The organism is Pseudomonas sp. KB_12 (genome assembly GCF_052114545.1).
In the GTDB taxonomy this organism is placed as follows: domain Bacteria; phylum Pseudomonadota; class Gammaproteobacteria; order Pseudomonadales; family Pseudomonadaceae; genus Aquipseudomonas; species Aquipseudomonas brassicacearum.
Genome location: NZ_JBFREY010000004.1, coordinates 147,465 through 165,512 on the forward strand (window position 1 = coordinate 147,465; position 18,048 = coordinate 165,512).

Below are 18,048 nucleotides of genomic sequence, written 5' to 3' on the forward strand. Positions count from 1 at the left end.
GATCAGTCACCGTCGTTGGCATTGAAGCCCAGTTGAATGCCCAGCGCCTTGGCCAGTTCGCCTTCGTGCAGGCGATGGACGACGTTGAGGCTGTCATACAAATCGTTGAGTTGCTGGCGCCCGGCATCGTCGTTGAGCATTTCGGTCAGCGAACGCTGGCTGCTGGCGAACAGCTTCAAGGAGGCATCGTAGGCGGCATCGATCTTGTCGGCCAGTGGCTTCTGGTCGCTTGGCAACAGGCCGCGCAGGCCCTTGTTGTCCACGCCTGCCCAGACGGTCCTGGCCGCACTCAGGCTGGCCTCCAGGCCTTGCAGCGACGACTGGCTGCGCCAGGCATCGGCCTGGAACGGCTGAGGCACGCCTTTGCTCTGGCGGCCCATCGGTGTGCCGAGCTTTTTCTTCAACGTGTCCAGGGCGGTGACCTGGACACGCAGCAGGTCAGCGATGGCCTCGTGGGAGTCGGCGTAGCGCTGGTTGGGGAATTTGCTCATCTGGGCGAGCATGCCGTCGTTGGTGTTCCAGCGCGACAGGATCTCTTCGGCCAGTTGTTTCTGGCGTTCACCAATGGCGGTGAGCAGCGGGCAATACTTGGCTTTTTGCGCACTGTCGGCCATGTCGATCTTGGCGTCGAACAGCAGGTATTCATAGGCCGAGAGGCCTTGGACCACGACGCTGGACTTGGCCAGGCCGGCGGCGTCGATCTGTGGCTCGCTGTTGACCAATTGCTCGACCTGACGGCCCACCAGGTTTTTCTTGTCCGGCCAGAACTGCACCTGCCAGGCGCGGTTGCCTTCGGCCAGCGGACCGATCAGCAGCGGTTGCAACTCGGCCCAGGCTTTTTGCGCCTTGAGGAAATCGGCGCGGGCGGTTTCCAGGTTTTCCTTGCCTTGGCAGAACGCCAGGGCGCTGCTCGCCAGTTGCCGGTCGGCATCGACCCAGCGGCTGTAGGTCGGCAGGATCACTTGCTTGGCGATGGCGGCCGAGGTGACGGCTTGTGGATCCTGGGGCGAGCAGGCACCGAGGGCGATGGCGGCGAGGCTGGTGAACAACAGCTTGGGACGGAACATGTCGTGCTCCCACTTCTGGAAAAGGCGTTTAAAGGGAATTCAGGAAGGCCAGCAACGCAGTGCGCTGCTCGGCATTGAACGCTAAAACCTGGCGCTGCGCCGCTTGTGCTTCGCCGCCATGCCACAGCACGGCTTCGAGCAGATTGCGGGCCCGGCCGTCATGCAGGAACTGGGTGTGGCCGTTGACGGTTTCGGTCAGGCCGATACCCCATAGCGGCGGGGTTCGCCAGTCACGGCCGCTGGCCTTGAATTCGCTGCGGTTGTCCGCCAGGCCTTCGCCCATGTCGTGCAACAGCAGGTCGGTGTAAGGGCGGATGACCTGGTTCGCCAACTCCGGTTCGGCAGCGTTGGCGGCGGTGGTGTATTTCGGTGTGTGGCAGGACTGGCAACCGGCCTGGAAGAACAGATTCTTGCCCGCCAGCACCTGGGGTGAGTTCACCTCGCGCCGGGCCGGTACGGCGAGGTTGCGGCTATAGAACAGCACCAGTCGCAGGATGTTGTCGCTGACTTCCGGTTCGCCATCGGGGCCGTTGCCGCTGGGCGCACGCTTGCAGTCGACCTGGGTCTGGGTGCAGTCGTCGAAGGGCCGCAGGCTTGTCGTCAGGCCCATGTCGCCGGAGAACGCGTGGACGTTCTGCTGGTTGAGGTTGGGCTGTCCGGCCTTCCAGCCGAACCTTCCCAGGACGGTTTTTTGCTGGGCATCGTCCCAGACCTGGTTGGGACGCCCGGCGATGCCGTTTTTCTCCCGGGCCTGGGCTTCGGCGTTTGCCAGGATGGCTTCGTCGGGGATCGCCTCGAGCAGCCCCAGGCCGATCATCGGCGGGGCGACGCGGGCGGAAAAACGCGTGTCCGGGTGCATCGGCCCATAGGCCAGTTGGGTGATCTGCAGGTCGGGCTTGCGCAGTTCCACCACGGTGCCGTCCTTGAAACGCACCGGGACCGGCGTGTAATCGACCCGCACCTTGCCTTCAGGGGCGACGCCAGGCACGGACATGTCCTGCAACTGCCCGCCGTAAACCGGTTCCGGCACGACTCCCAATTGTTCGATGACCTTGGCGTAAGGCGGCGCGTCGGGGATCGACAGGCGTACCAGCATCGATACCGCGGTGGTCGCGTCCGGCGCGGGTGGGTGGCCGCGGCCGTCCTTGATGTGGCAGTTCTGGCAGGCGTTGGTGTTGAACAAGGGCCCGAGGCCATCGCGAGCGGTGGTGGTCGAGGGGGCGATCACCCAGGGGCTGCGGAAGAAACTGTTGCCGACGCTGAAATCCACGCGCCGTGAGGGCGGCAGGTTGGCCGAGGGCAGGGAAAAGGCGTTCTGGTCTGTCTTGCGTACCGTCGCGGCGCCACCGGAACGGGCTTCACCCGGTTCGGCCTGGGTAAAACGCGGGGCATCATCGCAGGCGCTCAGGCCCAGGGCCATGAACAGCGCACATAAACGAAGAGGCAACGACGGCATCGGGCGTCCTGGGAGATGAGTTAAAACGAGGGCGCAAAGTCTAACAGGGCGGGGCAGTTTGAATAAGAGGAATTATCGTTTGGTTTGATGGGATCGCGCTTGCTTCACTGTGGCGAGGGAGCTTGTTCCCGCTGGGCTCTGTAGGAGCTGCCGAAGGCTGCGATCTTTTGATCTTTCGCTTGAGACTCAACAGTCAGGGGAAAGATCGCAGCCTCGTTGCACTCGACAGCTCCTACAGAGCCGAGCGGGAGCAAGCTCCCTCGCCACAGGTTCACCTAAGGCGCTCAGGGCTGGACGACAGCCCCCGGCACCAACGGCAACTCCAGCGTCGCGATGAACCCGCCGTCGGGATGATTGCCCAGTACCAGCGTGCCGCCATGGCGTTCGGCGGCGCGGCGTGCGATGGCCAGGCCCAGGCCATGACCGGCGGCGGTCTGGCCGGGGGCGCGGTAGAACGGCTCGCCCAATTGTCCCAGGTGTTCGGCCTCCACGCCTGGCCCGTGGTCGCGCACGCTGATCAGGATCCGTTCGCCCTGGCGCGCCGCGCGCATCTCGATCGATTGCCCGGCCGGATTGAAGCGCTGGGCGTTGCGCAGCAGGTTGTCCAGCGCTCGCTCGATCATGGTCGGCCAGCCCTTGAGGGTCAGGTCCGCCTCGGTTTCGAGCTGCACGGTTTGTTCCGGTGAGGCCAGTTGCGCATCTTTTTGCAGGGTGACCAGCAAGCCGTTGAGTTCCACCTCTTCGGCGCTGGCGTTGTCGGCATCGACCCGGGCCAACACCAGGATTTCACTGATCAGCGCTTCCAGGCGATCGCATTCGCGGGTCAGGCGTGGCCAGAGTCTTTCACGTTCCTCGGGGCTGGCCCGCTCAGCCAAGGCCAAGGCAATGCGCAGCCGGGCCAGGGGCGAGCGCAGTTCGTGGGACACGTCGCGCAGCAGTTGTCGCTGGCTGGTGATCAAGCTTTGCAGGCGCGCGCCCATGCGGTTGAAGTCAGTGGCCAGTACGCCGAACTCATCCCGCCGGTTGGCCAGCTTGGCGAGGCTGTTCTGCTGATAGGCGGCCTGGCCCAGGTCATGCACCGCACCACGCAGGCGACTCAGCGGGCGAGTGATGGAAAGCGTCACCAACAGGCTGAACAAGGTCAGCACCACCAGCGCGATCCCCAGCGCACTGAGGGGCCAGAGCAGGCTGTCGCGGTGCCAGGCGTCCAGTTCGGGATGGGGGATGCGGTAGATGAACAGATACGTGTCACCGGTTTTGGCACTGGTGAATTCGTCGGTCAGTCGCCGCCAGGGCAGGCGTCGCTCGTTGCTGTTCTGCCGAGCCTCGAAGGCCTCGGCGCGATGGGGGAATGTGCCGCGCACCACCGGGTCGCCGCTTTCATTGAACACTTGGACGTCGATGTGATACTGACGCTTGCGCTGTTGCAGGATGTCCTGCGCGGCGTCCTCACCCTGGCTTTCGTAGGTTTGTGTCCACTCTTCGGGCAGGGTGTTGAGACCCGGATGGCGGCTGAGGATCCAGGCGTCCTGATTGAGCATGTGGCCCATCAGGAGCGAAAGTCCTGCAACCAGAGCGATGGCCAGCCAGAAACTGGCCAGGATGCGCCAGAACAATGAACGCACGGTAGATCCTCGAAAACAAAGAAAGCCCAACGGCAATTGCCGTTGGGCTAGGGGGCTTCAGTGCATTATTGCGCTTTTTGCGGCTGTTGCGCTTTCCAGGCCTTGAACTCAGCCCACTCGGCGCGACGCTCGGCCTGTTTCTTCTGGATCGCGTCGAACTCTTTCTGCTGCTCAGGCTTCAACAGCCCGCGGATCTGGGCATCGATCTTCTGATGCCGGGCCTGCATTTCGTCTTGCATGGCTTTCTGGTCGGCTGGCGACAGCTTGGCCAGGTACTTGTCTACCAGTTCGCGTTGTTCGTGGCGCTGTTCGCCCATGATCCGGCGAATCTGCTGGCGCTGTTCGCGGCTCAGGTCCAGTTGGCTGTACGGACCTTTGTCGTGCATCTGGCCGCCGTGGCGTGGGCCGTCCATTGGTCCCATCGGGCCGGCGCCTTCGGGCATGGCCATGGCGACGGTCGGCAGGGCGGCAGCGAACATCAGAGCGATAAGGGTCTTGCGCATGGTGTGTCTCCTTGTCTCATTCCCGGTCAGTTCCGGATGAGTGCAGATTACGGAGATCAAGGTCAGCGGCGGTCAGGGGTGGGTAAAGCTTGGGTAAAGACGGTTTGGTGCGGACCTGACAAATCTGCTGGGCCGAACACAAAGCCCTGTGATGGGGGTACTTGCTGTGGTGAGGGCGCTTTTGTGGCGAGGGAGCTTGCTCCCGCTGGGCTACGAAGTAGCCCCAAGATTCTGCGGTTGCTGCGCAACCGAGCGGGAGCAAGCTCCCTCGCCACAAAAAGCCTCTTGGGCAGGAATAGCAGCCAAAGCCTCTAGAGGCTGTAGTAGTAACCACGGCTACGCAGCGCCACGATGCGCGGGCGGCCGTCGGGGTGGGGGCCGATTTTCTTGCGCAGGTTGCTCACGTGCATATCGAGGCTGCGGTCGTACAGGGTCAGCTTGCGGCCCAGGGCGATCTGCGCCAGTTCCTGCTTGTCCAGCGGCTCGCCCGGTTGCTTGAGCAACGCTTCGAGCAGGCGGCTTTCGGAAACGGTGAGGGTCTGTTCCTGTTCATCGATGCTGACCACGCCACGTACCGGGCTGAAAGTCAGGTCACCCAGTTCGATCTGGCTGGACACGGCTGTCGGGTGGCTGCGGCGCAGCACGGCGCGTAGGCGGGCGGTCAGTTCGCGTGGGTCGCAGGGCTTGGCCAAGTAGTCATCGGCGCCCAGTTCCAGGCCGAGGATCCGGTCCAGGGGTTCACCCCGGGCCGACAACATCAGCACCGGCAACTCCGGATGATCGCTGCGCAATTGCTTGAGCAGTTCCAGGCCACTGCCGTCGGGCAGCATCACGTCCAGTACTACGGCTGCCGGGGCGGTTTCGGCCAAGGCCTTGCGGGCACTTTGGCCATCGTGACAGGCCCGGACCTGAAAACCTTCCTGGCTCAACCAGCTGACAAGGAGCTCGCACAGCTCCTGGTCATCGTCTATCAGTAACAGCTCGCTCATGACTCACTCAATTTAGCCATTGCCGACGTTGTCTACGTCCACCGCTGGCAAAGATACCGCAGAGCAGGGCCAATAGCGCTACCCCGGCACCGATGACAAACCATTGCTGTTGATCGGTCAACAGGCGTGGCAGGGGGCTGGCCTGGGCTTCCTTGAGTTGCAGCTTCAGGCGTTGGTTCTCCTGGCGCAACCGGCCCAGCAATGCGCTCTCGCGTTCGCTGTCGGCGCTTTGCAATTGCTTGCTCAGTTCTTCGCGCTGGCGTTCGCTGTCTTTCAAGCGTTGCTGCAGTTCGGCGATCTGGCTGCCAGCACTCAGGGACAAAGGCGTCGAATGACTGCCCTCGGTGCTCTCCTCGCCATGGGCGGGTGCCCCGATCGCCAACGTGACCAATAACAGGCACAACGGACCTTTGCGCATTGCAACTCCTGAATTCCAATCGAGATTAGACAGGTTGTCGGCAGGCAAACGAGAACAATGAGCAATTGAACGCAATGAGCCGCGAAGGCTCATCGCGCCAGGGGCATTTACGGCATGACTTGCTTGAATGGCTTGACCACGACATTGGCATAGACGCCGGCCGCAACGAACGGGTCGGCCTCGGCCCATTGCTGCGCAGCGGACAGGGAGTCGAATTCGACTACCATCAGGCTGCCACTGAAACCTGCGGCGCCCGGATCATTGCTGTCCACCGCCGGATGCGGGCCGGCCAGCACTACGCGGCCTTCGTTCTGGAGTTTTTGCAGGCGCTCCAGGTGCGCGGGACGAGCGGCCTGGCGTTTTTCCAGGGAGTTGGCGACGTCGGTAGCAATGATTGCGTAGAGCATGTCAGTCCTCGGTTTTTGGCGTGGTGGGGTCGGCATCATGCAGGTGACGGGACAGGTAGATACCCTGGCCAATCAGGAACAACAGCGTCATGCCCAGGCTACCGAAGACCTTGAAGTCGACCCAGTACTCCTGGAACGTGAACGCAACGAACAGGTTGGCGGCGCCGCAGAACAGGAAGAACGCGATCCAGGCGATGTTCAACCGGGTCCAGATCAGTTCCGGCAGGTTGATGGCATGGCCCATGATGCGCTTGATCAGCAAGCGGTCACCGATGAAGTGGCTGCCGATGAAGGCCAGGGCAAACAGCCAGTTGACCACCGGGGCCTTCCACTTGAGGAAGGTTTCGCTGTGGAACGCCAGGGTCAGGCTGCCGAACACGAGGCAGGCGACCAGGGTCAGCCACTGGCTCTTCTCCAGCTTGCGCTGGGACACGAACAGTGCGCCGTAGACCACCAGGGAGCTGATGATCAGCACTGCGGTGGCGCTGTAAATACCGCCTACAGTCAAGGAATGACCGGCGAAGTCGACGGCCCGGGGATCAAGTTTGTAGACGATGAAAAACAGCAGGAGCGGGATGAAGTCGATGAATTGTTTCACAGTGGCAGCCAGAAGCAGGATGTGGCGGCATAATAACAAACATCCTTGGCCGCGATAGGGCCAGCTGATTTGAGGTAACAAACTCTCGTGAATGTTGATTTGCACTGCCATAGCACGGCCTCCGATGGCGCCCTGGCGCCTGCGGTTCTGGTGGCGCGGGCGTTCGAGCACGGCGTGCGAGTCCTGGCCCTGACCGATCACGACACCCTCGAAGGCCTCGACGAGGCCCGCAGTGCCGCCACGGCACTGGGCATGCAGCTGGTCAATGGGGTCGAGCTGTCCTGTACCTGGGGTGGGGCGACAATCCATGTGCTGGGCTATGGTTTCGATGTGGATGCGCCGGCGTTGGTCCAGGCCATCGCCCAATTGCGCGACGGGCGCTGGCTGCGTTCCGAAGAGATCAGCCGCAAGCTGGCCCTCAAGGGCATGCCCGGTGCGCTGGACGGCGCCCGGCAGATCCAGCAGGCGCTGGGCGACAGTGGCAACGCACCGGCCCGACCACACTTTGCCGACTGGATGGTGCGCGAAGGGTTCGTCAAGGACCGCGCCGAAGCGTTCCGCAAATGGCTGGGGGCCGGCAAGCTGGGGGACGTCAAGCAACACTGGCCGACGCTGGAAGAAACCGTCGAGACCCTGCGGGCCGCTGGCGCCTGGGTCAGCCTCGCACATCCATGGCACTATGACTTCACTCGCAGCAAGCGCCGCCGCCTGGTCGCCGACTATATTCAAGCGGGGGGCCATGCCATTGAGGTGGTCAACGGCCATCAGCCTGCCGAGCAGGTTGGCAGCCTGGCGATCCTGGCCCGTGAGTTCGGCCTGCTGGTCACCGCCGGCAGTGATTTCCATGGCCCTGGGGGCTGGTCCGAGATTGGCGAATACCGCCCATTGCCGGAAGATCTGCCACCACTCTGGTGTAGATTCAAACATGATCCCGTTACCGCCGCCGTCTGAACAGGTAGAACACGTGAGTCAATTTTTCCAGATTCATCCGGAAAACCCGCAAGCGCGCCTGATCAAACAGGCCGTGGAAATCATTCGTGGCGGTGGCGTGGTGGTCTATCCCACCGACTCGTCCTACGCCATCGGTTGCCAGATCGGCGACAAGAATGCCGTGGAGCGGGTAAGACGCCTGCGTCAACTGGACGACAAGCACAACTTCGCGCTCATCTGCAGCGACCTGTCGCAGTTGGGGCTGTTCGCCAAGATCGACACCGGCACCTTCCGCCTGCTCAAGGCGCATTTGCCGGGGCCATATACCTTTATTCTCAATGCCACGCGGGAAGTCCCGCGGCTGTTGCTGCACCCGAAAAAGCGCACCATCGGCCTGCGGGTGCCGAGCCATCCCATTGCCCTGGCGCTGCTGGCGGAACTGGGTGAGCCGCTGATGAGCGTGACGCTGATCATGCCCGGCGAGACCGATCCGCTGACCGATCCCTATGAAATGCGCCAGATCCTCGAGCATCAGGTGGACCTGATCATCGACGGCGGTTTCGGCGGCATGTCGGCGTCCACGGTGATCAACCTGGCCGATGGCGAGCCCCAGGTGGTGCGCGTCGGTTGTGGCGATCCGACGCCGTTCATGGTCGAGGCCTGAATGTCCGCCGTGGAAACCGCTGTGGACCCTACAGATAGCCAGGCCGGCGCGCAGCAGGAGCTGCCGTTCGCCATGGTCTATGGTCAGGCGGTCATGGAAATGCCCCTGGACCTGTACATTCCGCCGGATGCGCTGGAAGTGTTCCTCGAAGCCTTCGAGGGCCCGCTTGACCTGCTGCTGTACCTGATTCGCAAACAGAACATCAACATCCTCGACATCCCCGTGGCGGAAATCACCCGCCAGTACATGGGCTACGTCGAGTTGATGCAGTCGGTGCGCCTGGAACTGGCGGCCGAGTACCTGGTGATGGCGGCCATGCTGGCCGAGATCAAGTCGCGGATGCTGCTGCCGCGCTCGGCAGAGGTCGAAGCGGAAGAAGACGATCCGCGGGCCGAACTGATCCGCCGCTTGCAGGAGTACGAGCGCTTCAAGGCCGCAGCCGAAGGCCTCGATGGCTTGAACCGGGTCGGGCGCGACGTGGTGGTGCCCAAGCTCGATGCCCCCGAGGCACGGGCGCGCAAGTTGCTGCCGGATGTGAGCCTGGAAGAGTTGCTGATGTCCATGGCCGAGGTCCTGCGCCGGGGCGATATGTTTGAAAGTCACCAGGTCAGCCGCGAAGCGCTGTCCACCCGCGAGCGCATGAGCGATGTGCTGGAGCGGCTCAAGGGCGGCGGTTTTGTGCCGTTCGTCGAGCTGTTCACCGCCGAGGAAGGGCGCTTGGGGGTTGTCGTGACGTTTATGGCGGTCCTGGAATTGGTCAAGGAATCCTTGGTCGAGCTGGTGCAGAATGAGCCGTTCGCAGCGATCCACGTGCGGGCACGAGCCGAATAACGAGCAAATCAATGAATCTGACTGAACCCCGCGAGCTGGCCCCCTTGCTTGAAGCTTTCCTGTTGGCCTCGGGAAAGCCGCAATCGATGGAGCGCCTGTTCGAACTCTTCGAAGAAGGTGAGCGACCTGAGCCGGCCGTATTCAAGAAAGCCCTGACGCTGTTGGGCAAATCCTGCGAGGGGCGGGCCTTCGAACTCAAGGAAGTGGCGTCCGGTTATCGCCTGCAGATCCGCGAGAAGTTCGCGCCATGGGTCGGGCGCCTGTGGGAGGAGCGGCCGCAGCGCTACTCCCGCGCCATGCTCGAAACCATGGCATTGATTGCCTATCGCCAACCGATCACCCGCGGCGAGATCGAAGATGTGCGCGGCGTGGCGGTCAACAGCCATATCGTCAAGACGCTGTTGGAGCGCGAGTGGATCCGTGTCGTTGGCTATCGCGATGTGCCCGGCAAACCGGCGATGTTCGCCACCACCAAGGCCTTTCTCGATCACTTCAACCTGAAGAACCTGGATGACCTGCCGCCGCTGGCCGAACTGCGGGAGCTGGAACCCGAGCCGATGCTGGAGTTCGACGACGCCCCGGTGCCCCAGGGCCTGCAGGAATTGGCCGATGCCAGTGCCGAGCCTGAGGAACCGAAGGAAGAGACCAGTTTCCACTCGTTGTTGCTGGAGCTGGACACCATGGAGGAGGGCTTGAAGACCGATTTCGATGACCTGCTGCGTGAGGGGCCGGGGCCTGAAGGCGAGACGGATGAGCTGCCGGGGCCTGACAGCGAGTCGGAACCAGAGCCAGAGCCAGAGCCAGAGCCAGAACCGGAAGAAGACATCCTCGGCGTTGCGCAAGCCCGGGAAAAACTGCTGGCCGCCGTCGCCGCTCTCCAACCGCCGGAACCCGAGCTGAGCGACGAAGAAGCCGAAGCCCGCGCCCTGGCCGAAGCGATCGAAAACGAACGGCGCCAGTTCGACGACTGATTCAACTGGTTTGCAAACACTGGCTGATCCACCGCCGTCCCCTGTGGGAGCCGAGCTTGCTCGCGATGACGGAGGAACATTCAGCATCAATGCAGGCTGACCCACCGTCATCGCGAGCAAGCTCGGCTCCCACAGGGGCCTTCATTAAGCCGGGTGCCACCGGTCGGCGGAAAAAGCGCCGGGCGTGCGTCGATCAGCTAGTCTCTGATGCGCAATCGCCTCAACGAGCGTATGATTCGCGACCCTTTGGCGATCCCTTCGTCGAAGACCCGTTTTCAAAGCGTCAGGCCAAGCCTGGCTCGACCACACCGGGAGGTGCCCAGAATGAAAGACCAAGACCAGAACGACAGCCAGGAAATCGGCCCAGCAGGCGAGAAGCTGCAAAAAGTCCTCGCCCGTATCGGCGTCGGCTCGCGCCGCGACGTGGAGGCCTGGATCACCCAGGGCCGGATCAAGGTCAATGGCAAAGATGCCACCTTGGGCCTGCGTGTCGACATGCACGACGCCATCACCATCGATGGCAAGGTGATCAAGCGCGAAGAGGCCGCCGAAACGGTGCGCCGCGTGATCATGTACAACAAGCCCGACGGCGAGATCTGCACCCGTGACGACCCGGAAGGCCGTCCGACCGTGTTCGACAAGATGCCGCGTCCCAAAGAAGGCCGCTGGATCAACATCGGTCGCCTGGACATCAACACCACCGGTTTGCTGATGTTCACCACCGACGGTGAACTGGCCAACCGCTTGATGCACCCGTCCTACGAGATGGACCGCGAATACGCTGTGCGTGTGCGTGGCGAAGTCGATGACGAGATGATCGAGCGCCTCAAGGCCGGCGTCGTGCTGGAAGACGGCCCGGCGCGTTTCACCGACATCAAGCAGGCGCCCGGCGGCGAAGGCTTCAACCACTGGTACCACTGCGTGGTGATGGAAGGCCGCAACCGTGAAGTGCGGCGTCTGTGGGAATCCCAGGGGCTGGTGGTCAGCCGCCTCAAGCGCGTGCGTTTCGGTCCGGTGTTCCTCAATTCCGACCTGCCGATGGGCCGCTGGCGCGAAATGAGCCAGTACGAAGTCGACATCCTGGCGGCCGAAGTGGGCCTCAAGCCGGTGGCAATGCCGCAGATGACCGCCAAGAGCAAGGACAAGCTGGAGCGGATGCAGCGTAAATCCTCGCGCCCGATGGGCAAGACCGAGCGCGTGCGTACGCTGCGTCCGGCTGCCGAAGGCGCGCCGACGGGGCCGCGTCCTTCCCGCGAGCCGCAGATCGAAGGCGAACGCCCGGCCCGCAAGCCTGCTCCGCGTCAGGACGGCGAGCGTGGTCCACGCACGCCGCGTCCGGCCAATGGTCGCACTGAGCGCGGCGAAGGTCGCGGTGCCCCGGCTGGACGCGGTACGCCAGTTGCCGATCGCCCGGCCGACACCAAGCGTCCGGCCAAGCCGGCACCGAAAAAACGCCCGGGTATCATCCTGGCCGACCGTGACACGCCATCGGGCAAGCGCCGTGGTGCACCGGCAGGTTCGGGACAGCGTCCGGGGTTTGGGCGTCGTAAGCCGGAGTGATCGGCGAGCGTCCATGAAAAAAAGCCAACTTTCGAGTTGGCTTTTTTTTGCCTGGCTTTAGTTGAAGGGGGAGGTTCACAGATTCGGCATCTGGCTCAGATCTTCTGTGGGAGCGAGCTTGCTCGCGATGGCGGCGGTCCAGTCAACATCACCTTTTCAAGCAGGCCGCTATCGCGAGCAAGCTCGCTCCCACAATGGGATGGCGTGTGGGAGCGAGCCTGCTCGCGAAGAGGCCAGTAGCCTCACAGATACCTCTAAAGCACAAACCGCCCATCAAACATCGGCTCATTATCCAGCGCCAACATCCCCTTCTCGAAAATCAGATCCAGGTGATGGCTGCCCTTGGCCCCGCCGCCGAGCCCCAGGTGCAGGCCGCAATGGCGCTCCTCGAAACCGGCATTGCGGGCGTACAGGCTCTTGACCCCTTCGTTGGTGCCAATCCCCAGTTCCTCGATGCGGCGGTTGGACGGGTTGGCGTCCAGGTATTTGTTGAAGTCGTGCTCCAGGCCCGGTACGTCGGTGGCGATTTTCTGGATGGTGGAGTCTTCGATCCACAGCTCCAGCGGCGATTGCAGCACGCCGTATTTGCGCGCGAACGGGATGGTACTCAGGAAGGTGCCGACGAAATTCACTCGGCCATTGATGGTGTCGCTGTGGGTGGCGATTTCGCCGGGGGCCAGGTCGTAGTTGCCGAGTCCGTTGATGTCGGTCCATTTCTTCACACTGCCCAGGGCGGTGTCGAAATACGAACCATGGTCATCCTGGAAGCTCAGGGTTGTCGCCTGGGACATGCGCCGGATCAGGTGACTGTTGAGCCCGGCGATACGCTGGGGAATCACGCTGAAGGTGTCGTAGAAGTAGTCACCGTAGTCCTTGAACAGCAGCGATTTCCTCCAGTTGTCGGCCATCACGCCTTGCAGTGCGCGGACAAAGTCCGGGCCGTCGGGACGAGGGTTGGGCAGGGTGGAGGAGTCGTAGAAGAAAATGTACAGATCGCTGTCGGCAATGGCCTTGGACAGGCGCTCCGTGGGTTCAAGGTCCAGGCGCATGGCGCTGAACCGGAAGGGCGAGCCGCTGCCCGCCTGCTCGGCAATGGCGCCGGTCAGCGCTTCGTAGTCAGCGGTATGGCCGAGCAACACCTTGGCGGGCTGGATGCCGACCAGGGCGGGATGGTGTTCGAGGTAGTAAAGGAAATGTGAGATGGCTCGTTGTGTGTCCATGCTTTTTCTTCCCTGACAAGTTCATTAAACGTCCCTGACAACCGGCAAAAGTGGCGGAGTCGACCGGCCGGATCGCCTCCGCCGGGCGGTGCCTACAGAGGCCACATCGCCGTGCCGAATGGAACGACGGCATCGGCCTGCATCATTTCAACCGCGGCTTCATGGGTTGGGGCTTCAAACCATTCGTCCAGTTGCAGTTCGGTTTCCAAGTCTTTGTCCAGTGCTTGCATAGTGAATCTCCTAGATGACTTTTACGGAAATTTGCGGCTCGATTCGGCGAATGGAAGCAGGCCGGCAACGGCACCGCAGAACTTGTCGGCACGATGCCTTGGCAAGTCGGTGAAAACCTAGTCGAGGGATTTTTGGATTGCAAAAAAATAATTTTATTTTTTTTGTTTGAACTTTTTATTCCATTTTCAGCGGCGATATTAGTCATTCAAAAACAGCCGCCTGGGTGCTTTTTTAAATAGGTAGCTACCTACCGTCAATTTGCAGTCAGCCTACGGAAATTTCCTCTTTGGAAAGTTTGCGTTACGCACCGTAAAGGAATACTGACGATTTTTTCCTTGTGAACGGGCCGCTATCGGCGTTTCGGGTGGCTGTAAGAAAAAGCTGCCGAGGGCCCCGGTTTGACGCGTTTTTTGATACTTCGCAGCGCTTGTTTCAGGCCAACGGGAAGGGTCAGATGCGCGCCATACCTGAAGTGCAGGGGGAGACGCTGATCCGGTGGTGTCTGGCAGGAGGAGGGCCGCAGTGTACAATGCGCGGCGTTTTACTGTGACCCTTCGCGTACCCACGCATTTTCAAGGTTATCCGCCTTGTTCACTCCGCCATGCCATAAGCGTGTCGGGTTCGATTTCGTCACAGATAAAAACAAATAGGTGACGCATGACCGTTGTAGAATATACGCATTCGGGCGAGCTGAAACGCGGCCTGAAAAATCGCCACATTCAACTGATCGCCCTCGGTGGCGCGATCGGTACTGGCCTGTTCCTCGGCTCGGCGGGGGTGCTGAAATCAGCCGGCCCGTCGATGATCCTTGGCTACGCCATCTGCGGCCTCATCGCCTTCATGATCATGCGCCAGTTGGGTGAAATGATCGTCGAAGAGCCGGTGGCCGGTTCCTTCAGCCACTTTGCCCATAAGTACTGGGGCGGTTTCGCCGGGTTCCTGTCGGGTTGGAACTGCTGGATTCTCTACATCCTGGTGGGCATGTCCGAGCTGACTGCAGTCGGCAAGTACATCCATTACTGGGCCCCGGACATTCCGACCTGGGTGTCGGCGGCGGCGTTTTTCATCCTGATCAACGTTATCAACCTGGCCAACGTCAAAGTCTTTGGCGAGGCCGAGTTCTGGTTCGCGATCATCAAGGTCGTGGCGATTGTCGGCATGATTGCCCTGGGCAGCTATTTGCTGGTCAGTGGCAACGGCGGGCCGCAAGCGTCGGTGACCAACCTGTGGTCCCACGGTGGGTTTTTCCCCAACGGCGTCAGCGGCCTGGTGATGGCCATGGCGATCATCATGTTCTCCTTTGGTGGCCTGGAAATGCTCGGTTTCACTGCCGCTGAAGCCGACAAACCGAAAACCGTGATTCCCAAGGCCATCAACCAGGTGATCTACCGGATCCTGATTTTCTACATCGGTGCGCTCGTGGTGCTGTTGTCCCTGACCCCTTGGGACAGCCTGCTGACCACGCTCAACGCTTCCGGCGATGCCTACAGCGGCAGCCCGTTCGTGCAGGTGTTCTCGATGCTCGGCAGCAACACCGCGGCGCATATCCTCAACTTCGTGGTGCTGACCGCCGCGCTGTCGGTGTACAACAGCGGCACCTACTGCAACAGCCGCATGTTGCTGGGCATGGCCGAGCAGGGCGATGCGCCCAAGGTCTTGTCCAAGATCGACAAGCGCGGCGTGCCGGTGCGTTCGATCCTCGCCTCGGCGGCGGTCACGCTGGTGGCGGTGCTGTTGAATTACCTGATCCCGCAACATGCGCTGGAGTTGCTGATGTCGCTGGTGGTCGCGACCCTGGTGATCAACTGGGCGATGATCAGCTACTCGCACTTCAAGTTCCGCCAGCACATGAACCAGACCCGCCAGACGCCGCTGTTCAAGGCGCTGTGGTACCCGTACGGCAACTACATCTGCCTGGCGTTCGTGGTGTTCATCCTGGGCGTGATGCTGCTGATCCCGGGCATCCAGGTATCGGTCTATGCGATTCCGGTGTGGGTGGTGTTCATGTGGGTGTGCTACGTGATCAAGAACAAGCGCAGTGCCCGGCATGAACTGGCGGTGGCGGCTGCTGCCAAGTAACCCATCTTGAAATACAACAAACCCGGCCAAGTGCCGGGTTTGTCGTTTCAGGCCAGACACAAATCCTGTGGAAGCAAGAACTCTGGAAGCAAGAACTCTGGGAACAAGGTCTGTGGGAGCAAGGCTTGCCCGCGATGGCATCGCCTCGGTCCATCAGCTGCACCGAGGTGACGGCATCGCGGGCAAGCCTTGCTCCCACAGACCAATTCCACAGACCAATTCCACAGACCAATTCCACAGACCAATTCCACAGACCAGTTCCACAGGTCAGGCTCTCGCAATCTTCATTCCGGCTGTTTCGGGTATCCTGTGGGTCCTGATACCGGACACTTTCCATGCTGGCGATTTCCAACACCGTGCACATCCCGGACGCCGAGATCGAGCTGACGGCCATCCGCGCCCAGGGGGCAGGGGGGCAGAACGTCAACAAGGTCTCCAGCGCCGTGCACTTGCGCTTCGACATTCCGGCCTCGTCGCTCCCCGAGTTCTACAAGGAGCGGCTGCTGGCGCTGCGCGACAGTCGCATTACCAGCGACGGTGTATTGATCATCAAGGCCCAGCAATACCGCACGCAGGAACAGAACCGGGCCGATGCCCTGGAGCGCCTGACCGAACTGATCCTCAGCGCCACCAAGGTCGAGAAGAAGCGCCGTCCGACCAAACCGACCCTGGGTTCGAAAAAGCGTCGCCTGGAATCCAAGACCAAGCGCGGCTCGATCAAGGCCGGGCGCGGCAAGGTGGACTTCTAGCTTTTCTCCCGTTCCTGGCGATGCCTCGGCGCCTGTCGGTACAGGTAGACGCTCAATGCCAACCCGCCCAGGGCCGCCAGTGCGGCGAACAGAAAGATCGAGGCAAAGCCGAAGCCCGCGGCAATCGCACCGGCCAGCGGTCCGGTGATCCCCAGCGACAAATCAATGAACAGTGAATAAGCGCCCACCGCCGCCCCGCGGCTGGAGGCCGGCACCAGGTTGACCGCTTCCACGCCCAGCGCCGGAAACACCAGGGAAAAGCCGAAACCGCTCAACGCCGCGCCCGCCAGGGCCCAGTGGGCATCCGGTGCGAGCCACAACAGCAACAGGCCCAGGGTTTCCACCGACAGGCAGGCAATCGCCACGCGAAAGCCGCCCAGACGGTTGATCAGGTTGCCGAACAGCAGGCGCGCGCCGATGAAGCTGGCGCCGAACAGGCTCAGGCACAGCACGGCGTTGTCCCAGTGCTGGGTGGCGTAGTACAGGGTGATGAAGGTCGCGATGGTGCCAAACCCGATGGAACCCAGGGCCAGGCCGCAGCCGTGTGGCAGCACACGTCCCAATACGTGCATGAACGGCAGGCGTTCGCCAGTGACGATGGGCGCGGCGGTTTTGCGCCAGGCCAATGCCAACCCCAGCAAACCGAGCAAGATAATGCTTACGCCCATGCTCCACAGCCCCAGCGCATTGACCAGCCACACCCCCAGCGGAGCGCCGATCGCCAGCGCGCCGTAACTGGCGATACCGTTCCAGGAAATCACTTTGGCGGTATTCGCCGCGCCGACCCGGCCGATGCCCCAGCCAATCGAACCGGAGCCCACCAGGCTTTCCGCGCTGCCGAGCACCAGGCGACCGATCAGCAGGCTGATCAGGCTGAACGTGGGCAGGTGGGGCGTCCAGGCAGACACCAGCATGAACACACCGCTCAGCCCGCAGCCGGCGAGGCCGAACATCACCGCGCGCTTGCTCCCCAGGTTATCGATGATTCGCCCGGCGTAAGGACGACTGAGCAGGGTGGCCAGGTATTGCACGCTGATCACCAACCCGGCGATCACCGCGCCGAAGCCCAGTTCGCCGTGGACGAACCCGGGCAGCACGGCCAGGGGAATGCCGATATTCAGGTAGCCGATGAACGTGAACAGGACGATGGAAACGACTTGCAGCGTGACCGCCAGGGGGCGCTGGGAATCTGACATGGGGTAAAGGTCCACGGAGCAGCAGGATAGATAGGCTGCTTATGATAACGGCGACCGTGGGCTCAGGGCGGGGGAAAGTAAAACTATTTGCCCAACGGTGGTTCAGCTGCCGTTCTCACTGCTGACCAGGCGTGTGGTGACCAGTGCGGCGATGGCGTTTTCTTCGCTGCCAAAGCGCGCCAGCAGGGCCGCTTGTTTTTCGGCAGGAAGGCGGGTCCAGATCTCGACCATTTTTTCGGCAGTGCCGATCAGCACGCTGGCCTGGGCTTCGCTGAAGGGAGGGGTGTCATCGGTCATGGAGGGCTCGGGATTCAGGCGGTGTGGAAAGCGCATCTTAGCGCTTTCCACACGGTCTGGTGGTGCGGGTCAATCAGTCTTCGCTGTCGGCCTGGCGGCGTTCAGTGGCTTCTTTTGGCTCGGGTTGCTGGGCGTCTGCTTGCCCCCCGGCTTGTAGCGTGGTCGTCTGCTCAGTGTCGTGCAGGCTTGGGAAGGGGAGATTAGGGATCTCGTGCATATCGCGCTCCTCGCAAGGTCTGTGGATAGATCTGGTAGAT

General features: G+C 62.0%; 20 protein-coding genes. 7 read left to right on the forward strand and 13 right to left on the reverse strand.

Features of this window, described 5'->3' with window-relative positions; genetic code table 11:
* Window positions 1-2 precede the first annotated feature (2 nt).
* From AB4Z20_RS03785 to AB4Z20_RS03820, 8 genes are all read right to left on the reverse strand, one after another.
* Entirely contained in the window at window positions 3-1,067 is a 1,065-nt protein-coding gene (locus AB4Z20_RS03785) for an imelysin family protein (protein ID WP_116833304.1), read from the reverse strand.
* Between the two features lie 28 nt (window positions 1,068-1,095).
* The gene (locus tag AB4Z20_RS03790; protein WP_258689175.1) at window positions 1,096-2,523 is read right to left on the reverse strand and encodes a di-heme oxidoreductase family protein; all 1,428 of its coding nucleotides are present in this window, start codon (window positions 2,521-2,523) and stop codon (window positions 1,096-1,098) included.
* A 284-nt stretch (window positions 2,524-2,807) separates the two neighbouring features.
* A complete protein-coding gene (locus AB4Z20_RS03795) occupies window positions 2,808-4,148 on the reverse strand; it encodes a sensor histidine kinase (RefSeq protein WP_320389347.1) in 1,341 nt (446 codons plus the stop codon).
* A 65-nt stretch (window positions 4,149-4,213) separates the two neighbouring features.
* Window positions 4,214-4,651, reverse strand: coding sequence for a Spy/CpxP family protein refolding chaperone (locus AB4Z20_RS03800; protein ID WP_014339849.1), 438 nt, complete (start codon window positions 4,649-4,651; stop codon window positions 4,214-4,216).
* Window positions 4,652-4,962: 311 nt separating this feature from the next.
* Window positions 4,963-5,640, reverse strand: coding sequence for a response regulator transcription factor (locus tag AB4Z20_RS03805; protein ID WP_003204879.1), 678 nt, complete (start codon window positions 5,638-5,640; stop codon window positions 4,963-4,965).
* Between the two features lie 7 nt (window positions 5,641-5,647).
* A complete protein-coding gene (locus AB4Z20_RS03810) occupies window positions 5,648-6,058 on the reverse strand; it encodes a translation initiation factor 2 (protein WP_214509469.1) in 411 nt (136 codons plus the stop codon).
* A 107-nt stretch (window positions 6,059-6,165) separates the two neighbouring features.
* On the reverse strand, window positions 6,166-6,465 hold the full coding sequence (locus AB4Z20_RS03815) for a YciI family protein (protein WP_003204875.1): 300 nt from the start codon (window positions 6,463-6,465) through the stop codon (window positions 6,166-6,168).
* 1 nt (window position 6,466) lies between these two features.
* Complete coding sequence (locus tag AB4Z20_RS03820) at window positions 6,467-7,063, reverse strand: septation protein A (RefSeq protein WP_253477401.1); 597 nt, start codon at window positions 7,061-7,063, stop codon at window positions 6,467-6,469.
* An 87-nt stretch (window positions 7,064-7,150) separates the two neighbouring features.
* On the opposite strand from AB4Z20_RS03820, the gene AB4Z20_RS03825 reads away from it, so the two are divergent.
* The 5 genes from AB4Z20_RS03825 (at window position 7,151) to rluB (ending at window position 12,019) form a co-directional block, all read left to right on the forward strand.
* Window positions 7,151-8,014: a PHP domain-containing protein gene (locus AB4Z20_RS03825; protein ID WP_253477398.1), complete on the forward strand. Its 864-nt coding sequence runs from the start codon at window positions 7,151-7,153 to the stop codon at window positions 8,012-8,014.
* A 13-nt stretch (window positions 8,015-8,027) separates the two neighbouring features.
* Window positions 8,028-8,657, forward strand: coding sequence for an L-threonylcarbamoyladenylate synthase (locus AB4Z20_RS03830; RefSeq protein WP_014339843.1), 630 nt, complete (start codon window positions 8,028-8,030; stop codon window positions 8,655-8,657).
* A 132-nt stretch (window positions 8,658-8,789) separates the two neighbouring features.
* Window positions 8,790-9,488 (forward strand): segregation and condensation protein A, encoded by a 699-nt coding sequence (locus AB4Z20_RS03835; RefSeq protein WP_164488504.1) that lies wholly within the window; start codon window positions 8,790-8,792, stop codon window positions 9,486-9,488.
* Window positions 9,489-9,499: 11 nt separating this feature from the next.
* Window positions 9,500-10,459 (forward strand): SMC-Scp complex subunit ScpB, encoded by a 960-nt coding sequence (gene scpB / locus AB4Z20_RS03840; protein WP_442089354.1) that lies wholly within the window; start codon window positions 9,500-9,502, stop codon window positions 10,457-10,459.
* A gap of 324 nt (window positions 10,460-10,783) precedes the next feature.
* Window positions 10,784-12,019, forward strand: coding sequence for a 23S rRNA pseudouridine(2605) synthase RluB (gene rluB / locus AB4Z20_RS03845; protein ID WP_214509474.1), 1,236 nt, complete (start codon window positions 10,784-10,786; stop codon window positions 12,017-12,019).
* Window positions 12,020-12,273: 254 nt separating this feature from the next.
* On the opposite strand, the gene AB4Z20_RS03850 is transcribed toward rluB, so the two are convergent.
* Window positions 12,274-13,239 carry a leucyl aminopeptidase gene (locus AB4Z20_RS03850; RefSeq protein WP_214509475.1) on the reverse strand — a complete coding sequence of 322 codons (966 nt, stop codon included), beginning with the start codon at window positions 13,237-13,239 and terminating at the stop codon, window positions 12,274-12,276.
* A 92-nt stretch (window positions 13,240-13,331) separates the two neighbouring features.
* Window positions 13,332-13,469, reverse strand: coding sequence for a hypothetical protein (locus AB4Z20_RS03855; protein WP_003178782.1), 138 nt, complete (start codon window positions 13,467-13,469; stop codon window positions 13,332-13,334).
* Between the two features lie 658 nt (window positions 13,470-14,127).
* Here AB4Z20_RS03855 and AB4Z20_RS03860 point away from each other — a divergent pair.
* Window positions 14,128-15,549, forward strand: coding sequence for an amino acid permease (locus AB4Z20_RS03860; protein ID WP_442089355.1), 1,422 nt, complete (start codon window positions 14,128-14,130; stop codon window positions 15,547-15,549).
* 335 nt (window positions 15,550-15,884) lie between these two features.
* Complete coding sequence (gene arfB / locus AB4Z20_RS03865) at window positions 15,885-16,298, forward strand: alternative ribosome rescue aminoacyl-tRNA hydrolase ArfB (protein WP_013694088.1); 414 nt, start codon at window positions 15,885-15,887, stop codon at window positions 16,296-16,298.
* Here the strand turns inward: arfB and AB4Z20_RS03870 are convergent.
* The 3 genes from AB4Z20_RS03870 to AB4Z20_RS03880 all read right to left on the reverse strand — a co-directional run bounded on the left by AB4Z20_RS03870 (window position 16,295) and on the right by AB4Z20_RS03880 (window position 18,008).
* On the reverse strand, window positions 16,295-17,494 hold the full coding sequence (locus tag AB4Z20_RS03870; RefSeq protein ID WP_003204857.1) for an MFS transporter: 1,200 nt from the start codon (window positions 17,492-17,494) through the stop codon (window positions 16,295-16,297). The genes arfB and AB4Z20_RS03870 overlap by 4 nt on opposite strands.
* Window positions 17,495-17,596: 102 nt before the next feature.
* Entirely contained in the window at window positions 17,597-17,827 is a 231-nt protein-coding gene (locus AB4Z20_RS03875) for a hypothetical protein (protein ID WP_320389343.1), read from the reverse strand.
* 37 nt (window positions 17,828-17,864) lie between these two features.
* A complete protein-coding gene (locus tag AB4Z20_RS03880) occupies window positions 17,865-18,008 on the reverse strand; it encodes a hypothetical protein (RefSeq protein WP_003204853.1) in 144 nt (47 codons plus the stop codon).
* Window positions 18,009-18,048 lie beyond the last annotated feature (40 nt).